The sequence below is a fragment of the Bacillus paralicheniformis genome (assembly GCF_002993925.1).
GTDB lineage: Bacteria > Bacillota > Bacilli > Bacillales > Bacillaceae > Bacillus > Bacillus paralicheniformis.
On record NZ_CP023665.1, the window covers coordinates 3334306 to 3351332 of the forward strand.

17 protein-coding genes are annotated in these 17027 nt (G+C 45.3%); 4 read left to right on the top strand and 13 right to left on the bottom strand.

Translation table 11 applies throughout. The annotated features are described in order from the left end of the window. Positions 1 to 19: 19 nt before the first annotated feature. The 4 genes from CP943_RS17020 to CP943_RS17035 are packed head-to-tail and all read right to left on the bottom strand — an operon-like array spanning position 20 to position 1793. Positions 20 to 343, bottom strand: a complete 324-nt coding sequence (locus tag CP943_RS17020; RefSeq protein WP_003184717.1) for a hypothetical protein — start codon at positions 341 to 343, stop codon at positions 20 to 22. Then, positions 340 to 1047, bottom strand: a complete 708-nt coding sequence (locus tag CP943_RS17025) for a DUF5081 family protein (protein ID WP_105981170.1) — start codon at positions 1045 to 1047, stop codon at positions 340 to 342. The genes CP943_RS17020 and CP943_RS17025 overlap by 4 nt, the downstream gene beginning before the upstream one ends. Positions 1048 to 1082: 35 nt before the next feature. Next, on the bottom strand, positions 1083 to 1415 hold the full coding sequence (locus CP943_RS17030) for a WXG100 family type VII secretion target (protein WP_105981171.1): 333 nt from the start codon (positions 1413 to 1415) through the stop codon (positions 1083 to 1085). Positions 1416 to 1433: 18 nt separating this feature from the next. Next, a complete protein-coding gene (locus CP943_RS17035) occupies positions 1434 to 1793 on the bottom strand; it encodes a hypothetical protein (RefSeq protein ID WP_023856112.1) in 360 nt (119 codons plus the stop codon). Positions 1794 to 2085: 292 nt separating this feature from the next. On the opposite strand from CP943_RS17035, the gene CP943_RS17040 reads away from it, so the two are divergent. Together CP943_RS17040 and CP943_RS22500 are read left to right on the top strand one after the other, a co-directional pair. Further along, the gene (locus CP943_RS17040; RefSeq protein ID WP_003184724.1) at positions 2086 to 2295 is read left to right on the top strand and encodes a zinc ribbon domain-containing protein; all 210 of its coding nucleotides are present in this window, start codon (positions 2086 to 2088) and stop codon (positions 2293 to 2295) included. Positions 2296 to 2317: 22 nt separating this feature from the next. Beyond that, on the top strand, positions 2318 to 2491 hold the full coding sequence (locus CP943_RS22500) for a hypothetical protein (RefSeq protein ID WP_020452736.1): 174 nt from the start codon (positions 2318 to 2320) through the stop codon (positions 2489 to 2491). Between the two features lie 20 nt (positions 2492 to 2511). Here CP943_RS22500 and CP943_RS17045 read toward each other — a convergent pair whose 3' ends face one another. Together CP943_RS17045 and CP943_RS17050 are read right to left on the bottom strand one after the other, a co-directional pair. Further along, on the bottom strand, positions 2512 to 3993 hold the full coding sequence (locus tag CP943_RS17045) for an alkaline phosphatase family protein (protein WP_105981172.1): 1482 nt from the start codon (positions 3991 to 3993) through the stop codon (positions 2512 to 2514). Between the two features lie 16 nt (positions 3994 to 4009). Further along, positions 4010 to 5143 (bottom strand): MGDG synthase family glycosyltransferase, encoded by a 1134-nt coding sequence (locus tag CP943_RS17050; protein WP_105981173.1) that lies wholly within the window; start codon positions 5141 to 5143, stop codon positions 4010 to 4012. Positions 5144 to 5242: 99 nt separating this feature from the next. Between CP943_RS17050 and CP943_RS17055 the strand changes: the two genes are divergently transcribed. Continuing rightward, a complete protein-coding gene (locus CP943_RS17055; RefSeq protein WP_023856115.1) occupies positions 5243 to 5791 on the top strand; it encodes a YkoP family protein in 549 nt (182 codons plus the stop codon). Positions 5792 to 5836: 45 nt separating this feature from the next. Here the strand turns inward: CP943_RS17055 and CP943_RS17060 are convergent, their stop codons facing one another. From CP943_RS17060 to CP943_RS17070, 3 genes are all read right to left on the bottom strand, one after another. Then, positions 5837 to 6652, bottom strand: coding sequence for a metallophosphoesterase (locus CP943_RS17060; RefSeq protein ID WP_020452740.1), 816 nt, complete (start codon positions 6650 to 6652; stop codon positions 5837 to 5839). A 126-nt stretch (positions 6653 to 6778) separates the two neighbouring features. After that, positions 6779 to 7609 carry an undecaprenyl-diphosphate phosphatase gene (locus CP943_RS17065; protein ID WP_020452741.1) on the bottom strand — a complete coding sequence of 277 codons (831 nt, stop codon included), beginning with the start codon at positions 7607 to 7609 and terminating at the stop codon, positions 6779 to 6781. 82 nt (positions 7610 to 7691) lie between these two features. Further along, positions 7692 to 8837 (bottom strand): AI-2E family transporter, encoded by a 1146-nt coding sequence (locus tag CP943_RS17070; protein WP_025809685.1) that lies wholly within the window; start codon positions 8835 to 8837, stop codon positions 7692 to 7694. Positions 8838 to 9049: 212 nt separating this feature from the next. Here CP943_RS17070 and CP943_RS17075 point away from each other — a divergent pair, with 212 nt between their 5' ends. Beyond that, positions 9050 to 10036, top strand: coding sequence for a Gfo/Idh/MocA family protein (locus CP943_RS17075; protein ID WP_105981174.1), 987 nt, complete (start codon positions 9050 to 9052; stop codon positions 10034 to 10036). A 44-nt stretch (positions 10037 to 10080) separates the two neighbouring features. On the opposite strand, the gene CP943_RS17080 is transcribed toward CP943_RS17075, so the two are convergent. From CP943_RS17080 to tlpB (CP943_RS23105), 4 genes are all read right to left on the bottom strand, one after another. Beyond that, positions 10081 to 10605, bottom strand: coding sequence for a type 1 glutamine amidotransferase domain-containing protein (locus CP943_RS17080; RefSeq protein ID WP_025809689.1), 525 nt, complete (start codon positions 10603 to 10605; stop codon positions 10081 to 10083). Between the two features lie 131 nt (positions 10606 to 10736). Continuing rightward, positions 10737 to 12719 (bottom strand): methyl-accepting chemotaxis protein, encoded by a 1983-nt coding sequence (tlpB, locus tag CP943_RS23095; protein ID WP_025809691.1) that lies wholly within the window; start codon positions 12717 to 12719, stop codon positions 10737 to 10739. 133 nt (positions 12720 to 12852) lie between these two features. Further along, complete coding sequence (gene tlpB / locus CP943_RS23100; protein WP_039072950.1) at positions 12853 to 14838, bottom strand: methyl-accepting chemotaxis protein; 1986 nt, start codon at positions 14836 to 14838, stop codon at positions 12853 to 12855. 143 nt (positions 14839 to 14981) lie between these two features. Continuing rightward, positions 14982 to 16964 carry a methyl-accepting chemotaxis protein gene (gene tlpB, locus CP943_RS23105; RefSeq protein WP_025809696.1) on the bottom strand — a complete coding sequence of 661 codons (1983 nt, stop codon included), beginning with the start codon at positions 16962 to 16964 and terminating at the stop codon, positions 14982 to 14984. Between the last annotated feature and the right edge of the window lie 63 nt (positions 16965 to 17027).

A 17027-nucleotide genomic window follows, 5' to 3' on the forward strand; every position in this document is an offset into this window, starting at 1 on the left:
TTAGATGATCGCCTCATTTCTATTTCTGAATCTTGTAGAGTTTTTGAAGCTCTTTATCTGTTTCATACATTTTCTCCATCGCATAACTGACAATATGGGAAGCTATACAGTAATTATCAAACAGCTCCATCGTCTTCCCGAGAATATCCGCGTAGCTTTCAATCGCTTTTGATGCCTGTCCGGCTTTATAAAAATCGGATTCTGAAAGGTTTTTGATTTCTTTCTGAACCCCTTCTGTATAAATATCGCAGATGCTTTTCAGCTTATTGGAAATGGTGATCATTTCTTCAAACTCGAGATGGATGTTTGTACCGCCGCCTCCTGCTCCGCCTTCTGCATTCATAGCATCGCCCTCCCTGCTCTGAAATTGATGTGCAGTGCGTCATAGATCCGGTTGTTCATAATATAAAGGCTGATCCATTCATATCGATCATTTAAAGGATCAACCGAGATGAAATCTTCGCCTTTTGTAAAGTAAAGTGTTGTCGTCTGGAAACCGGTGTCTGCCGGTTTTTGCTGCGAGGCAAGCTTGAACGTTTCCACAGCAAGAACTTCTTTTTGATCAAGATCCATTGCCCTGACTTCGGCTTTTTCAGCGGCGCTCATCGGTTTTGTCAAAAAAGCGAGATCTTGATCACGCGGCTCTCTTACTAAAAATGACACGTTGGAAATAAGCGATAAATAAACTTCGCGCTTTTCCAAATAATCTAATGTGTAGCCTTTGCCCTGGCTTCTTTCAGTCAGAGCGACAACGCGCTCCTCATCGTCCGGCAAAAATGCGTACATGACGTTATTAAAGCGCACGAATTCTTCGCTTTCTTGATATTGCTTCAGCAGCTTAATCAGAAAAAAAGCGGTCTTGGTCAGCTTGCCTTCCTTTAAAAGGATGCCTTTTTCAATCAGGCTCTCTTTTGCTTTTACTGCACAATCCGGCTCAGCCAAGGCCAGCTGTTCGCGTTCCGGAAGACCGAATATGTAGGTAACTCCGGCTGCTCCTGCTAAAACATAAAGTTCTGCCGCCGACAGCGTATCTGCTTTCACCTGCATGTCATTCTCCTTCCCTGTTATAAGTTTTTGATTTCCTACACTTCACTGAGCTTTGAAAAATCGTCGATGTGCATTTGCAGTGCATCTAATGCAGCCGTATGATCTTTCAAGGCGTCTTTCATATCGGCATTCAATTCGATAATCAGCTCAAGGTAGCTTAAAAATGCGTCGCGGGTTTTTCCGCTCCATTTTCCGCTTTCAACATACGCTTTCAATTCCTTTGCTTTTTTCAGCGAGTCGCCAACATGTTTTTCGATCGCTTTCGCATGGGAATGCGCTTTTATTGTTCCATTATGTGAAATTTTCACAGTCTCTCCGCTTACTTTCGGATTGGCCGCTTGATAGTTGTAGTATCCATATCCGTCCATGACTCGGCTGTTCCTCCTCTACGCCTTTTTCTCTTCAGCTTCAGCTTTTGCTTTATAATACTCCCACTTGCTTTTCGCCTTCGACTTGGCGCTTTGAATGTCATCGACCATATCTTTAAAATGCTTGACCAATTCCTTCAGCTTGGCATCCTTTTCATGGCGTGTATCCTCAAATTCGTGGGAAGGGATTTTCAAGTCCGGGAGATTGCTGTTGTATGCTTTCAAACTTGCATCAACTTCTGCTAATTTCGTCTTAACATCGCTTTCTTTATCAGATAAAAAGTCGTATAAATTTTTATACTCGTCGCGTTTTCGTTCATTTTCCGTGTAGGATATGTGCAAAAAGTTGCCTACTGAATCCCAAAAACCTTCGCTCAAAGCAGCTGCCCCTTTCATTTATCCTAGTCAATAAAAACTATTTTCCTGTAGTGGATGATATTGTAATAGGTTTATCTTACAGGATGGTCCTAGGCGAATGAATAGGTTAAAAGGATTGTTTTTTTCGACGAAAAATAAAATAACCGGTCTTCGAGAGATTTTTATAAGTAAAAGGAATCAGTTCGTTTTCCCCTCTTTTCCGACCGGTCATTTCCTGAGAAATATTTTCTTTTGAGGAACATTCCATTATAATGAAGTTGGTTGGATTTTACATCATGAAAGGAGAAGCGCTATGCGTGAACATAAAGGATGTATCAAGTGCGGAAGTACAGATGCGGGGCAAAAAGAAATCGCGACGACCGGCACCGGCCTGTCAAAATTGTTCGATGTGCAGCATAACCGTTTTCTCGTCGTTTATTGCAAAAACTGCGGGTATTCGGAACTGTACAACAAACAATCTTCAACCGCCGGAAACATTCTCGACCTGTTCTTTGGAGGATGACGGCCCGAAAGGAGAAACGGTTATGAGAGAAAAATACGGATTATTGATTGCCATATTTATTTTGGCTTTATGTGTGCACTCCAATATCGTCGTAGAACATGCACTCTTACAGGCGATCATAAAAACAGTCTCACTATTCGTGATGATCGCTTCGGCGCTTGCAGCATTTGTCAAAGGCATCAGACAGCCGTCATAATCACTGGGAGAGGGGGTTAGTCATTGCCCCGTTCCCAGTGATTTGACTAAATCGAGAATCCATTCTTTCACGTCGACAAGGCGATTGTATGCCGGCTTTGTATCGGTTCCGGTGATGATCATGGATACGAGGGAGTCCTGCTTGTGCAATGCACCGTGGCTGGCTCCTCCGACGTGCGTCGGCGACCCTTCGCCGATAAATTCGTATCCAGGCTTTGCATTGGTGATCAAAAAGTCGCCTTCATGCGAAAAAAATGAAGTGTACAGTCTGGCCAGCGCATCGGGAAACTTTCCGTATGTCATGCTGCTTCGCTCGACCGTCAAATCGAGAATGTTTACATCCCCTTCCAGCGTCCACGTTTGTCCAAATTCATCCGTGTATTTGCCTCCCGGCCGAAATGTGAGCTTCCCGTGCTGCTCCCCCGAAACGACCTCAATTGAATCCGTTTCATTTTTCCAGCCGATGATGTCGATCCTCTCGTCCTGTTGCAGAATATCCGCGATCCTCGCGAGCGGAAGCTTCGCTTTATCGAGCGAATAGATGAACGCCATTCTTTCGTTAACGGCAAGAACGATGTCGTCATCGTCCGCCACGCCTTTCTTTAATTTCACAATGCGAAAGGCGTCCAGAAGACTTCTCAAATCAATCAATGCTTCTTTTTTATTGCCGCTGATCCAGGCCTGTCCGTTATCCCCCATCACGATCCAAATGTGATCTTTTAAAGCGGCTTCCCATGATGGAAAGCTGTCTAAAATCTTTTGAACATGCCGGTCTGCTTTCGCGACCCCTGCTGCGTCGTTTCTCCCATGTTTATGTACGTGCTGGTCGAGATCGGGAAAATAGACGAGTGCAAGAGGCGGCACTTTGTTTGTTTTGATCAGATGAACCAATTCATTCGCAGAAAACCGGTCATTAAAGCCGAATTTTTTGAAAAGCGAGCGGTTTGCCGGATTCACTTTGGAAAAACCGCCGTACGAGAACAGCTGGGACGTGTTGATTTTGACTGATTGGTTTAACCCGGAAATTATTGAAAAAAGAAAAGGAACCTGTAAATAGCCGTCCCGGCTCCCCCTGTGCAAAAGCGCATTGATCGAGCACGTTTCAATTCCTTTTTCATCAAGCTCTTCGTGAAGCGTCTTCACCTGTTGGCTTAAATGAACCTGATTCAAATTGTAAAAGACGTCTCTGGAGGATTGTTTGATGCCTAATTTCAGAAGCTCTCGAATATGGCTGCCATAATTGATGATCCGTTTTTCCTTCGCGTTGTACCACACAAGACCCGGAACTTTATGGCGGTCGCTGCTCGCCCCTGTAAGCAATGTGCTGTCAACATTGACGGACATCGTCGGAAAAGGGCTGATCATATCAGGGACATAGCGCCCGTTTTCCAGAAAATATCGCAGACCAGGAGCCTGTCCGGTTTTCACGGCTTCTTGAAGCGATTCATCCATTAATGAATCAATCAGCAACATGACGACTGATTTCTTGCGGCTCTCAGACATCGTTCTTCCTCCTTCCTTATACGTGAGCATTCCCTAAACCGCTCCGGTTATGAATGATCCCGTCTAAAATGTCGCTGATATCCCGGTCCGATTTTTCACGCAAATATTGACCAACGCTCATTTGATAGCGTCTGATGTCTTCTTCCGAACGGAAAAAGGAGAGCAGCTGCTGTTCAATCGGCTCCTGTTTTTGCTGATTCAGTTCAATGACAAGGTTTTTCTTTTTCAGAATATCGAGATTCATCTCTTCCTGTCCGGGCAGCGCATGGTAGATAAATACCGGAAGCTGTTTTTCAATGCACTCGCTGATCGTGACGCCGCCGGGCTTCGTTATGATGCCCGACGCCTCCTCGTATAAACGGTTCATTTCTGCTTTGCTTTCGATATAAGGCAGCGCTGTAATGTATGGATTGTTTAAATCATGAACATACCGGTAGAGCTTTCGGTTTTTTCCGCATAGTATTTGGTATGCGACATCCCCATTCGGCGACAGCTCCTGCACAAGCTTAAAAATGCCGCCCACCCCCATGCTTCCGCCGGTTATGAGGATGTTGCACACCGCTTTTTTGTCCACGTTCTGCCCAGGCTTTCTCTCCATTTTATAGGAACGATGCACGGGTATTCCGGTCAAAAAAATCTTCTCTTCATCAACGCCTTCTGCGATCAGCTGTTCTTTGATGTCTTTGATCGGCGCAAAATGATAATCAATCTTTTCTCTTCCCCAAATTCGGTTGACGAAAAAATCGGTATAGACATTGACCACTTTCATGTCGGGAAATCGGCCTTTTAAGCGGTTCAGCAAATAGGAGGGCAATGCATGCGTACAGAACACGATATCAGGCTTTTTTTCCGCAATGATCTGCTGCATATCCTTCAAAAAGATCAGCTCGTACAAGAGGTGGCGCTTTGCGGTTTGATGGCGCCCGCACGCCAGGAGATGATAGACCGAGCTGTAGACTTTCGGAAAATACTGAATCCATGACAAATACGCCGCAGAAGAGGCTTTTTCAAGCCGCCGATAAGCATGTGAAAAAATGTCGATTTTTTCACATTGATGGGATTTGAGAAGCAGTTCTGCCTGCAGTGAATCGGCAACGTGATGATGACCGGTGGAAATGCTTAAAAAAGGGAAAATCAGAATCTTTGTCATCTCCATCCTCCATTTCAGAAGAAAAATGTTTTCCATTTATATTTTTCAAATATCCAGCCAAAATATAAGTGTATTTTTTCAGGAAAGGAAAGTGGCGACTTGAGAAACTGTTTTTTGTCGATTTGGAGTGTAATTGACCCGTTTTATTATTTTTTTTCAAGACTGACACTCATTGATCAAACGAAATCGAGCATTTTTCGCGTCCGTCTCACAAGGTACAAAGGGATCGATGTGGTGTTAAACGATGGGACGGTTATTAAGAAGAACGATGTTCTGATCAAAATTCATCTGCATAATATTAAGCTGATTAAAGAGCTACAAAATATTGAGAGCGCTGTCAGAAGAGGCATCCTCATTTATCAAAAGGCGTACTTTTCAATGCCGATCCTGGCCGAATATGTTAAAAATCATCACCGGACAGACCAAATCAAAGGCATCATCGGCATTACCACACTGCATAAAGGCGTTGAAAGGCTCGGTTTTGAAGCCGTTGAGCCCGCAAACCAGTTTTACAGAGTCTTTAAAAAACTGACGCAGATTCCGATTTTATATTTAACAACAAAGCAATTTTCTCTTCGTAAAATCCCTCCTTCCCAATATTTGTTTATCTCGAAAGAAAAATTGTTCAAGTCCTATCTGCAGAAATAACAAAAAAAGAGACTGATCCCTCAAAACAGGAACAGCCTCTTCTTTTTATGAAATGTGATGGAACGTCATTTCCGGACGGCTTCCAATGCGGATATTCGCTCCCGTCTGGCCCAATCCCTCGCTGATATAAAACGGTTTGTCATGATGATAGTGAAGACCTTTAATCATATTCATTCGCACAAGCTTTCCCATCTTCAGAAGATGATAAGGCTTCGGCCAATGAATCTGACCGCCGTGAAAGTGTCCTGACAGAAGATAGTCAAAGTGAAATTCCTGCATATCAAGCACAACGTTCGGATCATGCGTCAATACAAGGTTGTACCCTTCCTTCAGCTCTTTATATGAAGCGGCAATATCGCTTCGCTTCGTGCTGTAATCATCAATCCCGATAATGTTGAGTGCCTCACCTTCCACTTCAATCGAGACATGCTGATTTCGAAGGGTGATGCATCCGTTATCTTCCAGCACACGTTTCAGCTTCCGAAAGTGTTCACCTTTCAATACGTAGTCATGGTTGCCGAATACAGCGTACATCCCGTATGCCGGCTTTAGTTTTTGCAAAGCTTTTAAGTAGTTTGCAAGCTTTGGTATATTTCGTTTCCTATCAAGAAAATCTCCTGTTAAAGCAATGAGATCCACTCGTTTTTTATTGGCAAGTTCAAGAATCTGTTCAGGTGAAATCGAAATGTTTTCTAAATGAAGATCAGACAGATGAAGAATGTTCAGCTTTTTCTTTAAAGCGGGAGCCTGGACTCGCTCGACCGAAATCGTGTTGACTTTCACATCTTTTGTATTGTGGTTCGCTTTATAAAAAATAGGCATTAAACCTAAGATAATCAATAGACATGCGATAATAAACATTTCAATATCTCCTCCCTCTTACTAGTATAGTAAGTTGGCAGGCAGTTTTATAGTGGGAAATAATAGGATATCATTCTTTTTACCTGTAATAAAAACCGATTTCCAGCTGGAAATCGGTTCGTAATTTTACAGAAACAAAATGAACAGAAGAAGCCCTAAAATGATGCGATAGATGGCAAACGGGACAAGCTTGATCTTATTGATCAGTCTGAGGAAAAAGCGGACGACAAAAAGAGCGACAATAAAAGCGCTGATAAACCCTGTAATAAAGAAAGGAAACAGGTCTGCACTTAAATATGCCCAGTTTTTAATTAAAGAGAGCAGGCTGGCTCCCATCATGATCGGAATCGCCATGATGAAGGTGAAATCGGCGGCCGCTCTGTGGTTCAAGCCGAGAATAACACCGCCCGAAATCGTCGAACCCGAGCGCGAGAAGCCCGGCCAGAGCGCCAGACATTGAAACAGCCCCATACCGAGCGCCTGCTTATACGTCATCCGGTCAACCGAATCTGTCGTCTCCGTGCGCCGGTTAATCCAGTCGGCCGCGAGCATCAGCACCGCGCCGGCGATGAGACCGACCGCAACGGTGTGTACGGAAAACAGGTACTGATCAATATAGTCTTCGAATAAAAAGCCGAGCACAGCGGCGGGAACAAGTCCTACAGCGATTTGGGCAATGGAAAGGCGGTTTCCCGATTTCTGCTCTTCCGTCATGTTTTTCTTCACACCTAAGAGGTTGAGAATCCGGTCTTTAAATACGATGGCGACAGCGAGGATGGAGCCGAGTTGAATCACGACTTTAAAGGTATTCGCCGCCTCCGGCGTGAGCAGTTCTTTCGATTTCAGCCAGACGTCGTCAACAATGATCATATGCCCTGTTGACGAAACAGGGGCATATTCTGTTAATCCTTCAACAATTCCGAGTATGATGGCGACAAAAATATCCCAAATGTTCATATGTCATTCCTTTCGCTTCATAAAACTTGTCCTCTAATAAACTATTTATATCGCCTTTAAAAGCCGATTATGCAAGCGGGATTCAGACTTCTTCGTTTTTTTCATAAAGGTGTGAACGCTGTTTAAACCATTCAAACAAATGCGTGACCACCACTTTGATGACCGCGTATCCGGGGATGGCGAGAATGACGCCGATCACGCCGAACAGCTTGGCTGCCGTCAGCAGCACAAAGATGATTGTTACCGGATGGATGTGCAGGTTTTTTCCCATAATTTGCGGCGAAATAAATTTTCCTTCAAACAGCTGCACCACAGTCCAAACGATGATCAGCTTCACAAGCATAAACGGGGAAGTAACCAGGGCAATAATGATTGCCGGCGTGATCGCAATCGTCGGTCCGAGATACGGAACGATGCTCGTACACGCCGCCACAAGGGCCAATAGAGAAGCGTAATCAAGACCGATGATCATATATCCGATAAACAATAGGCAGCCGATACAGAAGCTGACGATGATCTGCCCCCTGATATACGAACTGAGCCGGTGATTCATCTCGGACATCATCACATACGTCTGTTCCCGCAAGCGGACCGGTACGAGCTTCAAAATAAAGAGCGGCAGTTTTTTACCATCTTTCAATAAGTAAAACAGGATAAACGGCACGGTCACAATCGAAATCACAACTTCTGTCACGGCGCCTATGAACGTTCCCACTCCGGTAAATGTGCTGTTTAAAATAGTGGTGGCCTGATCGGATAATTTGCTTGCCAAATCGGTCAGATTGATGTTCAGCGTCTGCTGGACCTGATTAAAAAACTGGCTTCCGATCAGCTGTTTAATTTGGTCTTCCACAATGTGGACATACCTTGGGAAATTATCGACAAGGCTTGTGATCTGTTCCCTTAACAGCGGGATAACGGAGACGATCGAAATCGTGATCAGACCGATGATTACGATATAGAGAAGAAGAATTGAATAAATCCTTTTCACATTTTTCCGCTCTAGAAAATCTACGATCGGATTTAACAAATAATATACGACACCTGTCAGCACGACAGGCAGGGCGATGGTTTCCACAAGAACGATGAAAGGCGTGAAAATAAACGATGCTTTTGTAAATACAAGGATGTTCAATCCGATCAAGAGCAGAACGAGCAGAAACAAAACGAATTTATTGTCTAAAAAAAACTTCTTAAATCTGCCGCCCCACATATTCAAAGAGTCCATGGCGATCCTCCATTAACATTGGTTTTATACATTAAATTGTACACTATTACTCCTCATACTAAAAATAAAACCATTGCTATTGGTCTTTTTTTCCGCTTGCAAATGTTTATTGATGATATACATATACGCCGGTGTTTCCGGCTTTTTGTCTTTCGCCGGCAAAAGAAAACACTGTATAATAAACATATCCTACAGCGAAAGGGGAAAATAGCATGATACGGTTCGGGGTAGTCGGAACAAATTGGATCACCGACCGGTTTCTTGAAGCGGCCCGTTTGGTCGGCGATTTTCAATTAACCGCGGTATATTCAAGGAGCGGGGAGCGCGGACGTGAATTCGCGCAAAAATACGGGGCAGAGGCGGTTTTTGCCGATATCGGCGAAATGGCTGTGAGCGATGTTATTGATGCGGTATATATCGCAAGTCCCAACTCTTTACATAAAGAACAGGCCGTCACATTCATGAAAAGCGGAAAGCACGTCCTATGCGAAAAACCGCTTGCGTCTCATGTCAAAGAAGCTGAAGAAATGGTAAAAACAGCGCAGGAACACCGCGTGACATTTATGGAAGCGATGAAAACGACATTTCTTCCGAATTTTAAAAACATCGAACGCAACCTGCACAAAATCGGCAAAGTCCGCCGTTTTACAGCAAGCTACTGTCAATACTCTTCCCGCTATGACGCCTATAGAAACGGAACCGTCTTAAACGCATTTAACCCGGCTTTATCGAACGGTTCCCTGATGGATATCGGCGTCTATTGCGTCCATCCCGCGATCGTCCTGTTCGGCAAGCCCCTCGAAGTAAAAGCAAACGGGCTGATCCTTGAGTCGGGGGCGGACGGTGAAGGAACAGTGCTGTTAAAATACAAAGAGCATGAAGCTGTTTTGATGCACTCGAAAATCTCCAATTCCTTCACTCCTGCTGAAATTCAAGGGGAGGAAGGCTCTATCGTCATTGATAAAATCCACCGACCTGAAAAAGTCGACATCCGCTATCGGGACGGACGGGTTGAACATCTTACGCTGCCGGATGACAAACCGGCCATGTTTTATGAAACAGAGGAATTCATTCATTTAATTAAACAAGGGCGGATCGAGTCTTCGCTTAACACATTTGAACGCTCTATCAACACCTTGGCGGTCATGGATGAAGCCCGCAAACAGATCGGTCTCGTTTTCCCCGCTGATCAAAAATAAAAAATGAGCCGCCTCGATTCGAATGAACGGGCGGCTCATTTGTTTTAGGATTGCGCCAAAAGATCGGCAAAGGCTTTGACATAGATCGGCAGGTCCGGCGGGCGGCGGCTTGACACGATATGACCGTCGACGACCGCTGCTTCATTTACCCATACCGCTCCGGCATTTTCCATATCGTCTTTGATCCCAGGTGTGCTTGTGACCTTCCTGCCTTCCAATATTCCTGCGGAAATCAGCACCCAGCCGGCATGGCAGATTTGCCCGATAGGCTTCTTCCTTTCGTTGAACCACCGAATCATCTCCAGTACCTCGGGATATCTTCTGAGCTTGTCAGGCGCCCAGCCTCCCGGAACCAGAACTGCGTCGTATTCCTCAATGTTCACACTTTTCAGCTCATAATCAGAGACAGCAGGTACGCCGTATTTGCCCTTATATTCATGATCCGCTTTTTCACCAATGAGGTGTACGATCGCACCTTCTTCCCTCAGCCTTAAAACTGGATACCACAGTTCTAAATCTTCGAAGTCATCGCTGACAAGCGCGATCACTTTCTTGCCTTCAAGTCGCATGATTTATCCCTCCTGTACAACCAGTGTACGATAGATGGCAGTCTGTTTAAACCTATTTATCCCCTTCCCCGTCACTTTTTAAAAATGCTTTTCCCGCGTAAAAGGCTGCCGGATCGCCGGCAGCCTGATGTTTAGTCAATCTTAAATTTTTTCGTCAAATCGCGCAGTTCTTCAGCCATTTGTTCAAGCGTAGCCGCAGAAGAACTGATTTCTTCCATTGAAGCGAGCTGTTCTTCAGCCGAAGCAGCGATGTCTTGAATGCTTCCTGAGCTTTCACGCGATACGTCTGCAATTTCTTCAACCGCTCCCGCGACTTGCTGTGAGCCTTCTGACAGCTCTTCAACTGCCGCATTCATCGTCTGCAGCTTGCCCGCGATTTCGTTTGTCATGTCATAAATCTGCTTAAAGCTTGTATCTGTTTCATCTGTGATGGTAAGTCCCGACTGTACTTCACGGTTGACGTCCTGGAACATGTCCAGCGACTTTCCGATCTCATTGACGATTTCCTGAATGAGCGCTTCGATTTCTTTTGCCGATGAGGCGGATTGCTCAGCCAGTTTGCGCACTTCTTCAGCCACTACTGAAAACCCTCTCCCGGCTTCACCGGCTCTTGCGGCTTCAATTGCAGCGTTCAACGCGAGCAAATTCGTCTGATCTGCGATGCCGTTGATCACCCGCAGGATTGCCGTAATGTCTTTTGACTTGCTTTCAAGTCCTTTCACGACGGATTCTGCCTGTTTAACGGAATGATCGATGGAATTCATTTGTCCGACCGTTTTTTGAACAAGCTCTCCGCCTGTACCGGCAATGTCTGTCGATTGAATGGATGATTCTGTAATCGATGCTGAAACTTTGGACATTTCATGCAATTGGCTGTTCATGTCAGCCAGCTGCTGCGCACTGACTTCCACTTTCTCGTTTTGGCTTTCGTTTCCGTTTGAAAATTGTTCGATCGCAGATGTAATATGTTCTGTCGCCTTGCTTGTCTGATCCGCGCTCGCGGTCAGCTGCTCTGACGAAGAAGCGACGTTTTCAACTGATGTCTGAATGACGCTGATTAAAGAGCTCAGCGATTCGGCCATTTCGTTGAAGCTTGATCCGAGCTGTCCGATTTCATCTTTTGAACGGACAGTGATTTTTTGCGTCAAGTCGCCTCCGCTGATGCTTTTCGCAGAGGAAACGAGTTCGCGGAGCGGACCTGTGATCGATCTGATGATGAAAATCATCAGAAGCACACCGATGATGATGCTGACGCCCAATGTAATCAAAGCTGCATTCAACACAGGCTGTGACGCTTCTTTTAGTTCAGTGATATACATGGTTCCGCCGATTTTCCAGCCGGTCAGTTTATTGGTCGCGAATGCCATCTGCTTTTCGCCGTCAGACGTATATTTGATTGTTCCTTTGTCATTGGCGTATACTTTTTCAACCCAGCTGCCTTCGATGTCTGAGCCCGCATCATGTTTCGGGTGGGCGACAAACTTTTTATCGGCACTGGTGATAAAGGCAAAGCCTTTTTTCCCGATGGTCACACGTTCTGTCGCTTTAATGAGCTCTTCGATTTTCATATTGACGGCGACCACGCCGGATCCGTCTTCATGCATCTTGGCGATGGTGATAACCATCGTTCCGGTTGACGCCGTTTTGTAAGGGTCTGTAATAATGACTTCGCCCTTGTGTTCGGCGGCTTTTTTATACCAGTCCCGCTCTACCGGATTATATCCGCTCGGCATTTCCTGATCCGGGTAGCGGATGAACTTTCCGTCCTTTGATCCGGTAAAGATCCCTTCCACATCGGGATGGAGCTTGGCGAACTGTTCGAATTTCACTTTTAAAGCGTCACTTTCTTTTCCTTTAAAAGAGTTTTCTTTAATGAACCCGCTGAAATAGGACATGGCATTTGTTTTCTGGCTGATATTCTGATTGATGATTTCGTTCAGCTGATTAACGTTTTCGCGCGCATTGTCCATGATTTCTCCGTCAAGCGTACTGCTTGCCGTTTGATACGCGCTATAGGAGAGGACGATGATTGGAACAGTTAAAATAAGCAAGAATGAAAGAATTAATTTCTTTGCAATGGAGGGACGTTTCACCCAATTTATAATATTTTCCATAGAATTGTTGACTCCTCTTTTCTGTTATATTTCTAATATCGGATTCTTTTAAAAGTTTTTATACGCGTTTTATAACTTTTTATAGTCTAAAATAACTAAAAAAACATCCGGAGGAAAACCGGATGTTTTAAAGCTATTCAATCTTAAATTTCCGTGTCAAATCACGAAGTTCTTCAGCCAGCTCCGCCAATGTGGTGGAAGATGCGCTGATCTCTTCCATAGAAGCGAGCTGTTCCTCGGCTGAAGCGGCGATGTCCTGAATGCTTGCCGAACTTTCTTTCGATACATCAGCGATTTCTTCGACCGCGCCCGCGACTTGGCGGGAACCTTGCGTCAATTGTTCGACAGCGGCATTCATCGTCTGCAGCTTGCCTGCGATATCATTGGTCATATCGTAAATCGTTTTGAAGCTTGTCTCTGTTTCATCTGTGATTCGAAGTCCTGACTGTACTTCATGATTGACCGATTTGAACATGTTCAGGGAGTTGTCGATTTCCTTGACGATTTCCTGAATTAAATGTTCAATTTCCTTCGCCGAACCGGCGGATTGTGCGGCGAGCTTCCTGACTTCTTCAGCCACTACCGAGAAGCCGCGGCCCGATTCCCCGGCCCTTGCCGCTTCGATCGCTGCATTGAGCGCGAGCAGATTCGTTTGATCGGCGATTCCGTTAATCACACGCAAAATGCTTGTGATGTCTTTTGATTTGGCTTCGAGCCCTTTGACGACCGCTTCCGCTTGCTTGACAGACCGATCGATCGAGTTCATTTGGCCGACCGTCTTTTGAACAAGCTCTTCCCCTTTGCCTGCAATCTCAGTCGATTTCAGCGACGCATCAGTAATCGCGGCTGAAGTTTTTGACATGTCATATAACCCGTCGTTCATTTCATTCAGCTGATGCGAGCTTGCTTCGACTTTTTCTTTCTGGCTTTCATTACCGTCAGAAAACTGTTCAATGGCCATTGTAATATGCTCAGTCGCTTTGCTTGTCTGCTCTGCGCTGGCATGAAGCTCTTCAGATGAAGAAGCTACATTGTCAACTGATGATTGAATGACGCTGATTAAAGAGCGCAGCGATTCGGCCATTTCATTAAAGCTTGTACCGAGCTGACCGAATTCGTCTTTTGAACGGACTGCGATTTTTTGTGTCAAGTCGCCGCCGCTGATGCTCTTTGCGGATGACACGAGCTCGCTTAACGGCTTGCTGATTCCGCGGATAATGAAGTAGATGAGAATCCCGCCGAGCACGATCGCGGCTGCCAAAATGATGATCGCCATGTGGAAGACAGGCTGAGCAGCCTCTGATATCTCATCCGTGAACATCGTTCCGCCGATTTTCCAGCCGGTCAGCTTGTTCGTCGTAAAGGCCATTCTCTTTTCTTTTCCTTCAAATGTATATTGAAAATCACCTTTTTCACTGCCGTACATTTTTGTAACCCAGTCGCCTTTGCCTTCGGTTCCGGCTTCGATCTTCGGATGAGCGACATATTTTTTATCATTGCTTGAGATAAACGCAAAGCCGCTTTTTCCGATGTTGACGCGTTCTGTCGCTTTGATAAGTTCATCGATTTTCATGTTAACGGCAACAACCCCTGAGCCGTCCTCCGTCTGCTTTGCAATCGTAACGACCATCGTTCCGGTCGACGCTGTTTTATAAGGGTTTGTGATGATCACTTTTCCTTTATTTTCAACGGCTTGCTTATACCAGTCCCTATCCGCCGGGTTATAATCTTTCGCCATTTTTTCAGCGGGATAGCGGATGAACTTGCCGTCTTTTGAACCTGTGTAGATCGCTTCCACATCCTGGTTCAGCTTGGCGTACTGCTCGAATCTCTCTACAAGTGATGCGTTCCCTTTTTCTTGATAAAGCTTTTCATTCACCCAGCCGCTGAAAAAAGAGACGGCCTGCTCTTTCTTTCCGATATTCTGGTCTATGATCTCATTCAGCTGTTCGACATTATCGCGCGCGCTTCTCATGATTTCCGTTTCAAGAGAGCTTCCCGCCGTTTGGTACGCACTATAGGATAAGGCCAAAATCGGCAAAGTTAAAACCAATATAAAGCTGAAAAACAGCTTTTTTGAGATAGACGGCCGTTTAAGCCAGTCCAATACCTTTTTCATTTGATATAACTCCTTTAGCTTCTAGATTATGAAACTAATATCGGAGCTTTCATTTACTTTTGCATATTAAAAAACTTTAAAAAGTATTTCTGAAGATTCTTAAAAAAGAGCTTAAAAAGAGGCTGACCAGCAGCCTCTTTTCATCAAATTGTAAACTTTTTCGTTAAGTCGCGCAGTTCTTCAGCCATTTGTTCGAGCGTCGCAGCGGATGAGCTGATTTCTTCCATTGAAGCCAGCTGTTCTTCCGCTGAAGCAGCGATGTCTTGAATGCCGGCAGAGCTTTCACGCGATACGTCGGCGATCTCTTCGACCGCGTCGGATATTTCGTGAGAACCTGTTGACAAATGCTCTACGGCGGCGTTCATCGTCTGCAGCTTGCCTGCGATTTCGTTCGTCATGTCGTAAATATGTTTAAAACTCGTTTCCGTTTCTTCCGTAATTTCGAGCCCTGACTGTACTTCTTGGTTGACCGATTTGAACATGTTGAGCGAATGTTCGATTTCCTTGACGATATCCTGAATCAGCTCTTCGATTTCTTTTGCCGATCCTGCTGATTGGGCCGCAAGCTTTCTGACTTCTTCAGCGACAACCGAGAATCCTCTGCCTGATTCGCCGGCCCGCGCTGCCTCGATGGCGGCGTTCAGCGCCAGTAAATTCGTTTGATCAGCGATTCCGTTTATGACGCGCAGGATCGCGGTGATATCTTTCGATTTCGCTTCTAGCCCTTTGACAACCTGTTCGGCCTGTCTGACGGACTTGTTGATCGAATTCATCTGCCCGACGGTTTGTTGGACGAGCTCTCCGCCTGTTTCGGCAATTTCCGTCGATTTACCCGAGGATTCTGTAATCGATTCCGATACGCCTGCGATTTCATTCAGCTTGTCATTCATTTGGCTGAGCCGCTGGGAGCTCGCTTCGACTTTTTCATTTTGACTTTCAGCGCCGCTTGAGAACCGCTCGATGGCTAATGTAATGTGCTCCGTCGCTTTACTTGTCTGGTCGGCGCTTGCCGTCAGCTGCTCTGATGAAGATGCCACATTGTCGACCGATTCCTGAATTGTGCTGATCAGCGAACGCAATGAGTCAGCCATTTCGTTGAAGCTTGCGCCCAGCTGTCCGAATTCGTCTCTGGAGCGGACATCGATTTTTTGTGTCAGATCTCCTTCACTGATGCTTTTTGCAGAAGAGACGAGTTGATTTAAAGGCTTGCTGATCGCGCGGACGATAAAGTAAACAAGAATGCCGCCCAGAATAATCGCGCCTGCCAATGTCATGACTGCCATGTGAAGCACAGGCTGTGCAGCGTCTTTAATCTCTGCTGTATTCATCTCTCCGCCGATTTTCCAGCCTGTTAGTTTATTTGTCGTGAAGACCGTTTTCTTTTCTTTGCCTTTTTCATTAAATGTGAACAAGCCGCTCTCTTTGCTGAACATCTGCTCTGTCAGATCGGCTTCTGCTTCTGTGCCGGCTTTCATTTTCGGATGGGCGACATACGTTTTCCCTTCGCCGATGATGAATGCATAGCCGGTTTTTCCGATGCTGATGCTGTTTGCCGATTTGATCAGCTTGTCAATGTTTAAGTCAAGGGCGACTACGCCTGATCCGTCTTTGTTCTGCTTGGCGATCGTGACGACCATATGGCCTGTTGATGCAGACTCATAAGGTTCAGTTACAATCGTTTTCCCTTTTTCCTGGACAGCCTGTTTGTACCAGTCGCGTTCTACCGGGTCATACCCGTCAGGCAATGGAGCATTCGGATATTGTGCGTAAACGCTATCCTCCGAACCGGTGAATACGAGTTCGACGTCGGGATTTTGTTTTGCAAATTGCTCAAACCGCTGTTTAATGGCGGTCTGCCCTTTCTCTTTGTACGCTTTTTGATCAATCCATTCGCTGAAATACGCAATAGAAGTCTCCTTGCTGCCGATATCTTGCTGAATGATGTCGTTCAGTTCATCGATATTGTCTTTCGCACTTCTCAAAATCTCATCCTCAAGCGTGCTGCTGGCCGTAAAATATGAAGTAGCCGAAAGAACCAAGATCGGAATTGTTAAAATGAATATAAATGAAAAAATTAATTTTTTAGAAATAGAAGGCCGTTTCATCCAATTTAAAAGCTTTTTCATGTGTGATTCCCCTTTCTCTACTTTTATCGGAGACGGGGTCTATTTTTTAAGTAAAAAAAGCGG